Raw genomic sequence first — 13,466 nt, 5'->3', positions numbered from 1 at the left:
GCGGCACCAGCGGAGGCATGGCGCCGGCAATGGCATGCCGGGAGCGACAACCTTGACGTCCGGACACCTTGAGCCCGGTTGCCTCATAGGAGAAACGTCATGCAAGTCATTGATCTCAGGGGCGTAAAATGCCCGACCAACTTCGTCAGAGCCATGCTGGCTCTGGAGGAAATGGAAATCGGCGCGGCGGTGGAGTTTTTTCTCGATGACGGCGAACCGGTCCACAATGTGCCGCGCAGCCTCGAACAGGCCGGCCACAAGCTGTTGGGCCTGACCAGGGCCGGCGACCATTTTCGCCTGGTGGTGGAGAAGGGGGAGGAAGCGGATTAATGCCGGTCCGGCCCGGCAACGGTTTTTCGGCATAGCAGCACCCGGCCATGGTGAAACAGGCACAGGGTACCCGGAGGCATGGCGTTCCAGACCTCGTTGTCCGTCAAAGGCTGGGTGGCCACCACCGCCACCCGGTCCTCCAGGGTGGTTACCTGGCTGAAATCGATGCGCAGATCTTCGTCCTTCAGATGGGCCTCGGCAAATGGCGCACAGCGAATGATGTAGCTCAACTCCGTCGAACAGTGCCCGAACAGACAATCGCCGTTGGAAAGCAGGTAATTGAAGATACCCCGGGCGCCGGCCTGACAGGTCAGTTCCGCCAGACAGACGAACAGTTCCTCGCGCGGCGGAGGTTGCAAGCCGTAGCGTTGCCGAAGGCTTTGCAGCAGCCAGCAGAAAACCCATTCGCTGTCGGTATCGCCGACCGGCACATAGCTGCCGTCCAGTTGCGGACGGAAATCGGGCAGATTGCCGTTGTGGGCAAAAACCCAGTAACGACCCCACAACTCCCGTTGAAAGGGATGGGTGTTCTCCAGATTGGTCGGCCCCTGGCTGGCCTTGCGGATATGGGCGATGACGTTCAGGGAATGGATGGGATAGCGGCGCACGAAGTCGGCGATGGCGGACGACGCCGAAGGCTGCGGATCGAGAAACAGCCGCACGCCGCGCCCCTCAAAGAAGGCGATGCCCCAGCCATCCGTGTGAACATCCGTGGCGCCGCCCCGCCGACGGAAACCGGTGAAGGAAAAACAGATGTCCGTCGGCACGTTGCAATTCATTCCGAGCAATTGGCACATGCTACATCCTCTTTGGCAGCCAAAAGGCCCCCCCGCCGGCCGCCATGGGCCACCCGTTCCATCAAAGCCCAAACGGGGGTCATGGCGGGCTTTGGACCGCCCGCCATGACCCCCCTGTTCAGACAATACCTTCGAACAACACGCTGCTCAGGTAGCGTTCCCCCGAATCGGGCAGAATGACGACAATGGTTTTGCCCTGGAACTCGGGCTGTGCCGCCAGGCGCAATGCCACGGCGGTGGCGGCACCGCAGGAAATTCCGGACAGGATGCCCTCTTCCACGGCCAGCCTCCGGGCCGTTTCGATGGCTTCCTCGTTGCTCACCGGCTCAACCCGGTCGACCAGGGAAAGATCGAGGGTGTCGGGGATGAACCCGGCACCGATGCCCTGAATCTTGTGGGGACCGGGCCGCAGGGCCTGTCCGGCCAGTTTCTGGCTGATGACCGGGCTGTCGCTCGGCTCCACCGCCACCGACAGGATCTGCTTGCCCCGCACTTTTTTGAAAAAACTTGAAATTCCGCTGATGGTGCCGCCGGTGCCGACACCGGAAACCAGAACATCGACGTTGCCATCCGTATCCGCCCAGATTTCCGGACCGGTGGTCTGCTCGTGAATGGCCGGATTGGCCGGGTTTTTGAACTGATGCATCAGCACATAGCGGTCCGGTTCCGAAGCCGCCATGGCCTCGGCTTCGGCAATGGCCCCACCCATTCCCTTGGTCCCGGGGGTGAGTATCAGGTTGGCGCCGAAGGCCTTGAGCACCTTGCGCCGTTCCAGGCTCATGGTCTCGGGCATGGTCAGGGTGATAGGGATACCACGCGCGGCGGCCACAAAGGCCAGGGCAATCCCCGTGTTGCCGCTGGTGGGCTCGACGATCTCCTTGCCCGGACCCAACAGGCCTTTCTGTTCGGCATCCCAGATCATGGCGGCACCGATGCGGCACTTTACGGAGTAAGCCGGATTGCGGCCTTCGATTTTGGCTAGAATGGTCACCCCTTCGGGGGCCATGCGGTTGAGGCGCACCAAGGGGGTACGGCCGATGGAGAGCGAATTGTCCGTAAAAATCGAGCTCATAGCGTCCCTTCTTTCCTGGTTGGTCACCATGCGATAAATCGCGACTGGCGATGGTGTCGTTAGCGGTCGGCTGGTTGGCCGGTAATTCTCAAATTGTACGACAAAGCATACCAACTGAACCTGCGGATGACCACCTTATCCGGGTCACCACCGGAGAATCCCGGACTGGCTACCCGTCTGCGCCCTGCGCCAAGAACCTAAAACCCCTCAAGCCCCATCCGGGGATGGACCCCGCACCTATTTTAAGCACAAACAACATGGATACAATTGATACAATAACATATCATTTAAGTCAAGAACAATTTAGTTGCACATTTAATTTGTGTGCTTTTTGATCCTGGCCCAAAAAAACGCCTCCGAAAGGGAGGCGCTCTTTGGGGCGATGGCAGGAAATGACAACCGATGGCAGGCACCCATCCTCACTGGGCCCGTCGTCGCAGGAAACGACCACGGTGCAAGCGCAGCAAGCCGGCCTCCAGGCGAACAAATTCAAGGCTGCGACGCGGCACCTTGCGCAGGTCGAGGGAGAACTTCTCCGCCATCTGCCAGACTTCCGGCAAAGGCTCAGGGTCGGCTTTGCTCCATATGGTCCGCAGTTCGCGCAAAAACAGATTGACACCCGGGCGACTGAATCCCCTCAGGGCGTTCAGGCGGCATTCCAGATCAACGGGGCCGCTCGCCATATCGTGCAACCGCACCAGACTACCCTGGTAAAATTCCTGCAGGGTCTGGCACATATCCACAAGATTGCGGGCAAAAAACCCATCGTACCGCAAATATCCGGCTTCGTGCAGAACAGGATGAAGGATAAAGGCGGCGCCGGCCAGAACGATTCGGTTGGGCTCCAGCAGGTGATGGCGCTCGAAGGTCCGAAATCCCCGGTAGGCGATTTCAGGAGCCACATCGGCCTGCCAGAGCACACTGGCCAACAGCCACTTGAAAAGCACCCGATCATCATGGCCGTTCAGAGCGATGCCCAACTCTTCGGAGAACAGGGGAAAGGTCTTCAAGTCCTTGACATGCATCAACCACTCCTTCCGCAAGCCGGTCTGCGCGGAACGCCGGCAGGACAATTTCCGACACCGGCAGACCCTGGGCGGCAGATGGAAGCTACTCTAAAAATTTATGACATACTGTAGTATCACACTAATTACTCAATGCCAATAAAATAATTATTTTGTTCAGAGAAAAGCGTACCAGGCGGATCCTGACGGCGGGCGGCGGGAAAGGGAGGGGGGAGCGCCGATAGGTGGAAGGCGGGAGATTCAGCGCCCTTCACGGCCGCCGCGAAACCGCCGCAACCAGGCCTGGAAATCCTTTTCTTCATGTTCCAGTTCAAAGGCATTGATCAAACCACGCCGCAGGGCCACGGCCACGGCCCGGTTGCGAAGATTGAAGGCGTCGCCGAATTTCTCACCGTGAAATTGCTCCTGGTCGATACCCAGTTTGTTGTAAAGGGAATTGAGCCGACTCTGTACACCGCGTCGGGAGAGATAACGCCGCTGGGCAATAAGGTTATCGGTCAGCCCCAGAGAGATGTCGAGGAGGGCCTCGAACTCGATATCGGACAGGGCCGTCTGGCTGTGCCCGGCGCGGCCCTGGACCTTGCGCACTTCAGGATCGATCCAGCACTGCTCGTCCAACAGCACGGTGCGGATGGCGGAGATGATGCGCTCGCGGGTGTTGGATTTGAGGATGTAACCGTAGACCGTTTCCGGCGGAACGATGCGCGACAGGGTGCGCACGTACATCTCGTCCTTGAACTGGCTCCAGAAAATGATGCGCGCCTGGGGCTTGCGCTGCCAGAGATTGCGGGCCAGTTCGATGCCGTTCATTTCCGGCATCTGAATGTCGCTGATGACCAGCGGCAACTCCTGCTTGAGGGCCATTTCCAGGGCCACCATGCCGTTGGGCGCCCGCTCCACCTGGCAGGGTTCATCCCAGGTCTTGATCAATTGTTCGAGAAATTCGAAATCGCGCGGGTTGTCATCAGCAACCAGGATCGTCAAATCGGCCATAATCGATCATTCCTGCGGCAGTTCCGCCGCGACGGGCAGACTCAGTTCGAATCGGGTTCCGGAAGAAAAGCGCGATGGGCTCCACCGCGCCTGCGCGCCAATGGCCCGGGCCCGTTCACGAATATTATACAGACCGCGGCCGCCATTGCTGGCGGCGGTCTGCGCCGTGTCCAAACCGATGCCGTTATCCTCCACCGTCAGGACCACCTGCCCGTCCCGACGATCGAGACTGACTTCATAGCGGGTCGCCCGGGCGTGCTTGATGATGTTGTGAATGGCCTCGACAGCAATCCGATAGAGGGTCAACTGTTGCAACCGGCTCAAATTGGCGCTGTCGACCTCGGGATTGATGTAGAGATGATATTCCGGCAGATCGCCGCGCCCCAGATGGCGTTCCAGATGAGATTCCAGGGCGGCGCCAAGGCCGAGGATGTCCAGAGTTTGGGGATGCAGGTTGTCCATCAACTGGCGCAGGTTGGCGATGGAGGCCACCAGATCCTCTTCGAGATCCCTGACCTCCGGCTGCACTTCCTCGGCGACCGGCAAGGTCTGCAGTCCCCGCAGGATGGCCGACAGATCGGAAAGGGTCTGGTCGTGAATGTCCATGGCGATGCGCCGCCGCTCTTCCTCGGCCCCTTCCAGCAGTTTTTCCGTGCCGACGACCCGAATCAACTGCTCGGTCATGCGGTTGATGGACACGGCCAGATCATCCAGTTCGTCCTTGACGACCCGCGGCGCCGACGGCGGCGTCAAATCCCCCCGCGCGATGCGACCGGCGCTGGCGCTCAGAGTCTGCACCCGGCGCAGCAGACGACGGGCAAAAAACAGGGACAGCAGGATGCCGAAGCTCAAGGCCACGCCGACCACCACCACCGACACCAGCGCCGCCCGGTCCACCAATTGGTCGATGTCCTTGGCCCGCACTCGCGGTGATTCCTCCACCAGGGTCTGATAACGCTGGGACATGCCGGCCAGGTGCGGCTGCAACCGGGTCAGCTCTTCAATAACCCGGTTGGGATCGAACCCCTGCCGCGGGCTGAGGCTTTCGACGATTTCCAGAACCTCGCGCTGGTCCGGTACCGACAGCTCCATCAACGGCAGGATGCGGGTTACCGCCTTGGCCAGATGCGCATGCATCTCTTCCATGTAGCCCAGCAACCGCTCCAGTTCTTCGACACCGGCGATGCTGGCCGTCGGCCGCGAGTACTGACGGGCCAAATCGTACATGCGCTGAGCAGCCATGTTGGCCTCGGTCAGGGAAAAAAGAATCATCCCCAGTTGCTGGCCGATCTGCCGCTTCTGCTTGAGATCCATATAGGTATACTGCAGAAAACCCAACTGCAGGGTCATCAGCAGCAGGACGACGGCCGGAGCCAGCAGAATCTGATGTTTGAGTTTCAGACTGAATCGCATGGTCGGCAAAATAGCACAGATTCCCGGCCGATACACTGTGCAATAGCACAGCCCGACCGGTCGGTCCGGGTTTGTCGGCAGGCGCTCCGCAGCTGGCCGAACCGCGCAGGGTTGAAATCAATCGCCCGCCTGAAAGGCATTGCAAGCCTCCTCGGCAAGCAGTTCCGGAGAATGCTGATAGCGGGGCGAATGATGAAACACCTGCAGCCTGGCGACTCCCGCCAGGCGCCCCAGGCGGCCGGCCAGGTGCGCCGTCAGATGATTCCGCAAGCGGGCCCGCTCCAGGTCCCGGTGGGCAAAGGTCGCTTCGATGACCAGCAGATGGGCATCTCGAGCCAACCGCACGATGCGCCGATAATTGGCCGGGATCGGCGAGACATCGGTGACATAGGCGATCTTCATGCCGCGCTCCGTGGAGGCGATCCGGGCCCGCAGATCGCGCAGGCCGACCCAGGCCATGTCACCACTCTGCAACGGCACTGCCACACGCACGTCCGCCGTCGGCGGCGCCAGCAGCATATCCTTGAAACGGGTCAGCCAGGGTCCGGGAAGATATCCCCGCCGCAGCAATTCTTCCTTGCGAATGGCGATATGGACGGGCTCCTGCAATACAAAGGCCAGGGAAGGAATGTCGCCATGCTGCAGGGCAACCCCTTGCACCTGGCAATATGGAGTCTGGAACAGCACCCCGTCGGGACAGTCCCAGTGCCGCTCCGTTTCCGGTTGAAAACCCTGACAGGCCCGAAAAACCTGCTCCCGCACCTGGGTGCCGGTCCATTCACGGACCGTCAGCGTCAGGGGATAGCCCGCCGTAAGGTTCCAGGTATAGCCCGCCAAGCGGCTGCCGAGGCGCGCCAGAATCCCCTCCGGCCCCACCAGCATCAGCCCCTGGCTGCGACACAGACACTGGCGCAGCAGGACGTCGAACCCAATGAGATGATCGATATGGGCATGGGAAATGAACACGGCGCGAATCTTGAGCAGCTCCCGGGTGGTCAGGTTGCGCAAGTCGCCACAGTCGAAAAGCAGCGCCTGGCCACGATGAGCCAGGCGCACATACAGGGCGGGATCGCCGAAGGGACCGTTGATCAGCCGAGGATAAAAGGACGAGCGCATCAACGGCCTCCACCGCGGAACCGGGATGGGGCGGCGCCGGGCAACGCCACGGACGAGGATTAAGGCACCGTCAGGGTGGTATAGAACATCTGCTCGCGACGCTGAGCCAGCACCCGCAGCACCTGTTTGGGCTTGGCCTGGGCGACGGCGGTCCGCATGGCCTCGGCATTGGCGATGGTGCGGCCGTCGATTTCCAGCACCACGTCACCCGGCTGCAATTTCCCGGCGGCGGGACCTTGAGGTTCGACGGCGGTAACCAGAGCGCCGCGTTCAGCCGTCAATCGATACAGGCGCACCGCTTCGGGGCTGATATCCCCGACCGTCAAGCCGAGCATCTGGGATGGACCCGTGGAACGTCGCGCCTCCCCTTCCTCCTGCTGGCTGCCGATGGTGACGCTGAGGTTCCGGGCACGCCCGTCCCGGAACACGCTCAGACGGGCGTTCTGCCCCACTGGCAGAGCCGCTATCTGTCGCGGCAGGTCATCCAACCGCTGCAGGGGCTTGCCATTCACCGCCAGAATGACGTCACCCCGCTGCAACCCGGCCTTGGCCGCCGGGGAATCGGCCACCACATCGGTCACCAGAGCGCCGCGAGCTTCCTGCAGTCCAAAGGAGCGGGCCAGTTCTTCCGTGACCTCCTGCACCCCGACGCCGATCCAGCCGCGCACCACCCGACCGGTTTCCCGCAACTGAGGCAGGACCACCTTGGCGGCATCGACGGGAATGGCAAACCCGATACCCTGGCCGCCGGCGACGATGGCCGTGTTGATGCCTACCACCTCGCCGCGCAGATTGAACAGGGGCCCGCCGGAATTGCCGGGATTGATGGACGCGTCGGTCTGGATGAAATCATCGTAGGGGCCGGCACCGATGACCCGGCCCTTGGCCGATACGATGCCGACAGTCACGGTCTGCTCCAGACCGAAGGGATTGCCGATGGCCATGACCCATTCACCGACCCGCAAACCATCGCTGCTGCCGAGTCTCGCCACCGGGAGTTTTTCTCCACCGACATCAATTTTGATCAGCGCCAGATCGAGTTTCGGATCCAGCCCCTTGACCGTGCCGGTAAATGAGCGGCCGTCCACCAGACGGACCTGGATCTCGTCGGCACCGTCCACCACGTGGTCGTTGGTCAGAATGTAGCCGTCTGCCGAAATGATGAAACCGGAACCCAGGGATCGCTGACGGCGCATCTCTTCCGGCATGCCCTGAAAGAAGCGTTCGAAAAACTGGCTGAACAGATCGTCCTGGGGAGTCCGGAATCCGGGCTGCATGGGGCGGCGGAATCTGACCTGCCGCGAGGTACTGATATTGACGACGGATGGCTTGAGGGAGGCCGCCAATTCGACGAAATCGGGCACGGCCGCAAGGGCGGACCAGGCCGGCAGCAACAGGAACAGCAACAGGCAGAGAGAACGACAACGCAAACGGATCATAGCTCCTCCATGTACCAGGCGATAGAGGGGGAAGGGGTAATGACCGAACGGCCACGGGCCTCCATGCCCTGCAACCGTCGGCAGGTTCTTAAGCCATTTGATTGAATGTAATCACTGCCGCCGCAGGTGTCAATGCGGAGCGATGCGCAACAGACGATTCAGCGGGAAGGAAAATCCTCGGAAGGCGGGGTCTGCGGGCCGGCCATGGGCAGAAAGATGGCAAAGGAACTGCCCTGGCCGGGCAGGGAATTGACTTCAATGCGTCCCTGATGAGCCTTGACGAAGGATTGGACGATGGCCAGACCGAGTCCGGTGCCGCCATCCTGGCGGTTGCGGGCCGAATCGATACGGTAAAAGCGCTCGAAAATATGCGGCAGATGCTCCGGCGCGATACCGACACCGGTATCGGAAACGGTCACCACCACCTCGTCCCCCGCCACGTCCAGGGAAATCTCCACCCGACCGTGGTCCGGAGTGTACTTGATGGCATTGGTAATCAGATTGAGAAAAACCTGACGCAAGCGCAGTTCATCGCCGCGGATGCGGATTTCCTCGGTAACATTCGGGTGCAGCAGGACCTCGATGCCCTTCGCTTCGGCAAGGGTCCGGCCTTGCAGATAAAGCTCCTGCAACAGGTCACTGAGACTCAACTCCTTGATGGCCAGCGGCTTCTGGCCGGACTCGCTCTTGGCCAGCAGAAGCAGATCGTCGATGATGCGACTCATGCGATCGATCTCCTCCATGCTGGATTCCAGAATCTTGCGAAACTCATCGGGCTGTTTGGCCCAGCGCAGGCCGACCTCCGTTTCCCCCTTGAGGATGGTCAGCGGGGTACGCAGCTCATGAGAAGCGTCGCCGGAGAATTGCTTGACCCGGCGGAAGGCTTCCTCCAAGCGGGTCAACATGGCATTGAAGCCGTCAACCATCCGGGCGACCTCATCCCGGCCCGCGCCCGCCGGCAACCGCTGGGACAGGTTGTCGCCGTCGATGCGGGCCATGGCCCGCGTCACGCAGCGCACCGGCGCCAAGGCACGGCCGGCCAGGAACCAGCCGGCCAGGGCCAACACCAACAAGGTGCCCAGAAACACGGATATGAGCAAGCTGCGCAGATCGTGCAGCGCCTGTTGCAGCTGGCACATGTCTGAACCGACCTGCAGAAACAAGCCATTGTCCCGGCCCGGTTGCAGGGTCAGGGTCAGCTGTCGTACCGATTTTCCCTCTGCAACGGGGACCGTTTCCAGCACCGATCCCCCGCGCTGCGCAGCCGTCAGGCTCTGCCCGGCAACCGGCGGCACCCGGCCCGCCCCGTTTCCCACCAAGCAAAGGACGTTTCCTCCGGCATCGACCAGGCGCAGATAGCCCCCCGGCGGAGTTCGACCAGAAAACTCCGCCAGAGCCGAACAATCCGCCGGCGCTCCCGCACCGACGCGGCCCGACAATTCCCCGATCCCGGCCTCCATTGCCCGCAGACCCTGATCCACATGGTTCTGCAGAATGCGGGGGATCTGCCGGTAGCAGACCATGCCGCCGATGCCCAAAACCAGCAACAAGGCCAGAGCATACCAACAGGCCAGGCGAAACCGGATGGTGCCGGAAATCAATCAGCCCTCCTTGAGGACATATCCCACGCCCCGAACCGTATGAATCAGCTTCTTTTCAAAGTCGCGGTCGATTTTCTTGCGCAAATAGTTGACATACACATCGATGATGTTGGTGAAGGAGTCAAACGCATAGTCCCAAACATGCTCGGCAATCATGGCCCGGGTCAGAACCTGGTTGGGGTTGCGCATGAAGTACTCGAGGAGGGCATACTCCTTGGCCGTCAGATCGATTTCCTGGTTGGCCCGCCAGACCTTGTGGCTGACGGGATCCAGCCGCAGATCGGCAAAATAGATTTCCGCACCGCGATCCTTGGTGCTGCGCCGCACCAGCGCCTTGACGCGGGCCAGCAGTTCGGTAAAGGCAAAGGGCTTGGTCAGGTAATCATCGCTGCCGATATCGAGACCGGCGACAATATCCTCCACCGTATCCTTGGCGGTCAGGCTCAGTACCGGCGTTGAAATATCCTTGGCCCGCAGTTCCTGAATGACGGTCAGACCATCCTTCTTGGGCAGCATCAGATCCATCAGGATGATGTCATAGGGATTGTTCTCCGCCATGAACAGTCCTTCTTCGCCATCATAGGCCACATCAACGGTAAACTGCTCTTCTTCAAGGCCCCGCTTGATAAAGCTGGCCACCTTTTTTTCATCTTCAACGACCAGTACGCGCATGTTTTTCTCCTTTTGCCTGTAAGTAGGTATGCTTGAGGCTGAACGGCAACAGAACTTTCGACTCTGACCTGAGCGGTGGCAGCCATGAGCCAGACCGGACCGGCAGCCAACCGGCCCGCTCATGAAATTAACGTTAAGATATTAGCAATTCACCATTCTTATGCAAGGGGAATGCGTCAGATTAAATTGGCTTTTCGCAAAAAAAACGGTTAAAGTACCCAAATCGGGCTCTCGCGATCCAGGGCATTTCGGAACGCCGCCGGCGGGCCTCGGAATCAACAAAACTATATGGTAATAATTTCCCCTTCAAGAATTTTACTCATTAGACAATGTCGCGAATTACAATCCAAATGATGGGTTTTTGTCAAGTATTTTATTACCTTTCACTACTAACCTTCGATAAGCATCCACAATGACTGAATTTTGGCAGGAAGTTCATATTCGCGCCGCCGCCGCCATAGCCGACCAGGTATGCCATGAAATGGCGGAACTGGGTTGCGTGGGTACCACGGTTGAAGAACGTACCCTGGATACCTTTATCCCGCCCGATCCCGACGAGATCCTCTCCGACACCTATCTGCTCAAAGCCTATTTCCCGGCGCAGGACCATTCGGCCGACCTCAAGCAGCGCATCCTCGAGCGCTTGGCCTGGTTGAGCGAACTGTTTCCGGAGCAGGCCCCTTGCCTGGAGGCGGTGCTCGAAATCCGCAACGAAGACTGGGCGGAAAACTGGAAACAGCACTTCGGCCTGCAGCACATCGGCCGACTGGTGGTACGACCGACCTGGGAGGCTTACCGACCCGAGGCCGGGGAGGCCGTGGTCGTCCTCGATCCCGGCATGGCTTTCGGTACCGGCAGCCATGCCACCACCCGCCTGTGCCTGGAGGCCTTGGCGGACCTGTTCCAACAGCCTCCGTTCCCCGACCGGGTGCTGGATGTCGGCACCGGTTCCGGTATTCTGGCCGTAGCGGCGGCGGCCTTGGGCGCCACCCGGGTGTTGGCCTGCGACATCGAAGCGACGGCCTGCAGCGTGGCCCGGGAGAATGCCCTGGCCAACGGCGTGGCCGAGCGCATCGAAATCACCCTGTCCCCGTTGGTTGAACTCCCAGGGCAGTACCAGGTGGTGCTGGCCAACATTCTGGCCGAGGAGAACTGCCGACTGGCGGAGCAACTGGTCGCCCATCTGGCCCCCGGCGGCAGCCTGGTGCTGTCCGGAATCCTGCAGGAAAAGGAAGCCATGGTGATCAAGGCCTTTGCGCCCTTCGCCCTGGACGGCCCGCAAGTTCGCCGCGGCGAGGAATGGTCCTGCCTGGTGTATCGCAAGGGTTGAGGGATGCAGCGCTTTTTCGTTCCCCCTCCAATCCTGCGGGAGTGCCCCATCCTCCTACCCGAGGAGGTGCACCATCACCTTGAAGTCCTGCGCCTGCCACCGGGCACGGAACTGCTGTTGCTGGACGGCGAGGGCGGCATCCACCTCTGTCGCCTGACCCGCTGCGACCGGAAATCCGCCCAGGTCGAAAGGCTTCGGAGTTGGCGGGAACAGGACAGCGCCTGGCCCCTGCAGTTGCTGCAGGGACTGCCCAAAGGCGACAAAATGGAACTCATCCTGCAAAAAGGCACCGAACTGGGTATCGGGCATTTCAGCCCCCTGCACTGCACGCGCAGCATCCCGGCGCCGGGCCGTGAGGACCGGCGCCTGCAGCGCTGGCAGCGCATCATCAGTGAAGCGGCCCGACAATGCCGTCGTCCGGTCCTGCCGCGCCTGGATCGGCCGCTCCCGTTCAGCGAAGCCCTCCAACAATGCCGGGCCGCATTGCGTTTGATGCTCTGGGAGGAGGAAAGCCTGCCCCTGGCGGAGGTCCTGCCCGAGGCCGCGCCCGCTTCGGCGGCCCTGCTGGTCGGACCGGAGGGGGGCTTTACCGAGGACGAAGCCGCTCAGGCCCGCCGCTCAGGCTTTATCCCGGTCCGCTTCGGGCCGCGCATTTTGCGCAGCGAAACCGCCGGCTTTGCCGCCGCCAGCCTGCTGCAGTTCCGGTACGGCGACTTGGGAGCGAGGGCGGGCAAGGCATCGGTTCCCGAGGAGGAGAACCGGCCATGAAATGTCCGCAGTGCGGATGTCAGAGCTTCGACGATTTGGAGCATTGTCGCCAATGCGACCGAGAGAAGCTTCCCGTTCACCCGAATACGGGGCGGGATATTCCAGTCACCCCGCCCCGGAGTCCGGCCCAGGGTCGGGATGCACTCCCGCCGTCACCGCCGGAGTCGACCTTGACACCCCTGGGTAAGGGCATACCGGCGCCGGGCGGTTTTTTCCCTGCAGCCGCCTCCCCTCTGGAAGAAATGGATCTGGAAGCCTGGCTGGAGGCGGACGATCCGCCCCTGCGCCCGTCTCATCAACCGGCCCCGCCGGCCTCGGCCCTTGCTTTGCGGGATGCACCCGCGCGGAAGTCAACCTCCGGCCGGCCTGAGAAAACACCGGATTCCGCCTCCGAAGCCTCCCGGTCGATGGCGGCGGCCCCGGTTGCGGACCTCTTTGAGGACCAAGGGCCTCCGGCTCTGGCGGCGCGCCTGCTGGCAGGGGTTTTCGACATGGCATTGCTGATGGCGGCCTTCATGTTGTTCGTAATGGCCGGCGAGGCATTGCGACAGGGACATTGGCAACCTGCCTGGCCCGATCCGTCCCTTTTACTGAATCAGGCCGCAGCCTACGGACTGATTTTTGCCCTGCTGGCCTTCGGTTACTTTACCCTGTTTCATTACCTGGTCGGCCAGACGCCCGGCAAGATGGCCGGCCGACTACAGGTCGAAAGCCTTGACGGGTCGCCCTTGGGGTGGCCACAGGCCGTGCGACGCAGCCTCGGCGGCCTGCTCTGCTTGCTGTCGGGAGGGATGGGTTTTTTATCGGCACTGCGCAATGGGGAGGGACGGGGCTGGAACGACCGCCTGGCGGGCAGTCGAGTGGCGGTGGTCATTGAGGACGATGAAGAACCTGACGCCTGAAACACCCC

The 13,466-nt window shown here is 61.3% G+C and carries 13 protein-coding genes; 4 read left to right on the top strand and 9 right to left on the bottom strand.

Annotated elements, in window-relative coordinates:
* Nucleotides 1–99 precede the first annotated feature (99 nt).
* Entirely contained in the window at nucleotides 100–330 is a 231-nt protein-coding gene (locus JQN68_RS12130; RefSeq protein ID WP_225072669.1) for a sulfurtransferase TusA family protein, read from the top strand.
* On the opposite strand, the gene JQN68_RS12125 is transcribed toward JQN68_RS12130, so the two are convergent.
* The 9 genes from JQN68_RS12125 to JQN68_RS12085 all read right to left on the bottom strand — a co-directional run bounded on the left by JQN68_RS12125 (nucleotide 327) and on the right by JQN68_RS12085 (nucleotide 10,458).
* Nucleotides 327–1,127 carry a class II glutamine amidotransferase gene (locus tag JQN68_RS12125; protein WP_225072668.1) on the bottom strand — a complete coding sequence of 267 codons (801 nt, stop codon included), beginning with the start codon at nucleotides 1,125–1,127 and terminating at the stop codon, nucleotides 327–329. The two genes, JQN68_RS12130 and JQN68_RS12125, sit on opposite strands and share 4 nt — an antisense overlap.
* A gap of 118 nt (nucleotides 1,128–1,245) precedes the next feature.
* Nucleotides 1,246–2,199 (bottom strand): cysteine synthase A, encoded by a 954-nt coding sequence (cysK, locus tag JQN68_RS12120; protein WP_225072667.1) that lies wholly within the window; start codon nucleotides 2,197–2,199, stop codon nucleotides 1,246–1,248.
* Between the two features lie 419 nt (nucleotides 2,200–2,618).
* The gene (locus JQN68_RS12115; protein ID WP_225072666.1) at nucleotides 2,619–3,224 is read right to left on the bottom strand and encodes a hypothetical protein; all 606 of its coding nucleotides are present in this window, start codon (nucleotides 3,222–3,224) and stop codon (nucleotides 2,619–2,621) included.
* Nucleotides 3,225–3,464: 240 nt separating this feature from the next.
* Nucleotides 3,465–4,217: a response regulator transcription factor gene (locus JQN68_RS12110; protein WP_225072665.1), complete on the bottom strand. Its 753-nt coding sequence runs from the start codon at nucleotides 4,215–4,217 to the stop codon at nucleotides 3,465–3,467.
* 6 nt (nucleotides 4,218–4,223) lie between these two features.
* Nucleotides 4,224–5,630, bottom strand: coding sequence for a sensor histidine kinase (locus JQN68_RS12105; RefSeq protein WP_225072688.1), 1,407 nt, complete (start codon nucleotides 5,628–5,630; stop codon nucleotides 4,224–4,226).
* Nucleotides 5,631–5,747: 117 nt separating this feature from the next.
* Nucleotides 5,748–6,746, bottom strand: a complete 999-nt coding sequence (locus JQN68_RS12100) for an MBL fold metallo-hydrolase (protein WP_225072664.1) — start codon at nucleotides 6,744–6,746, stop codon at nucleotides 5,748–5,750.
* A gap of 59 nt (nucleotides 6,747–6,805) precedes the next feature.
* Nucleotides 6,806–8,185, bottom strand: coding sequence for a DegQ family serine endoprotease (locus JQN68_RS12095; protein WP_225072663.1), 1,380 nt, complete (start codon nucleotides 8,183–8,185; stop codon nucleotides 6,806–6,808).
* A 158-nt stretch (nucleotides 8,186–8,343) separates the two neighbouring features.
* Complete coding sequence (locus tag JQN68_RS12090) at nucleotides 8,344–9,786, bottom strand: sensor histidine kinase (RefSeq protein WP_225072662.1); 1,443 nt, start codon at nucleotides 9,784–9,786, stop codon at nucleotides 8,344–8,346.
* On the bottom strand, nucleotides 9,787–10,458 hold the full coding sequence (locus tag JQN68_RS12085) for a response regulator (protein ID WP_225072661.1): 672 nt from the start codon (nucleotides 10,456–10,458) through the stop codon (nucleotides 9,787–9,789).
* A 412-nt stretch (nucleotides 10,459–10,870) separates the two neighbouring features.
* Between JQN68_RS12085 and prmA the strand changes: the two genes are divergently transcribed.
* From prmA to JQN68_RS12070, 3 genes are read left to right on the top strand one after another with little or no spacing between them, the layout of a single operon-like run.
* Entirely contained in the window at nucleotides 10,871–11,788 is a 918-nt protein-coding gene (gene prmA, locus JQN68_RS12080; RefSeq protein WP_225072660.1) for a 50S ribosomal protein L11 methyltransferase, read from the top strand.
* A gap of 3 nt (nucleotides 11,789–11,791) precedes the next feature.
* On the top strand, nucleotides 11,792–12,556 hold the full coding sequence (locus JQN68_RS12075; RefSeq protein ID WP_225072659.1) for a 16S rRNA (uracil(1498)-N(3))-methyltransferase: 765 nt from the start codon (nucleotides 11,792–11,794) through the stop codon (nucleotides 12,554–12,556).
* On the top strand, nucleotides 12,553–13,458 hold the full coding sequence (locus JQN68_RS12070) for an RDD family protein (RefSeq protein ID WP_225072658.1): 906 nt from the start codon (nucleotides 12,553–12,555) through the stop codon (nucleotides 13,456–13,458). Before JQN68_RS12075 ends, JQN68_RS12070 begins: the two co-directional genes overlap by 4 nt.
* Nucleotides 13,459–13,466 lie beyond the last annotated feature (8 nt).

This window comes from Desulfuromonas sp. CSMB_57 (assembly GCF_020194955.2).
Taxonomy (GTDB): domain Bacteria; phylum Desulfobacterota; class Desulfuromonadia; order Desulfuromonadales; family Syntrophotaleaceae; genus JAFCIY02.
The sequence above is the reverse complement of the archived record's forward strand: the minus strand, read 5'-3'. Positions and strand labels throughout refer to the sequence as shown.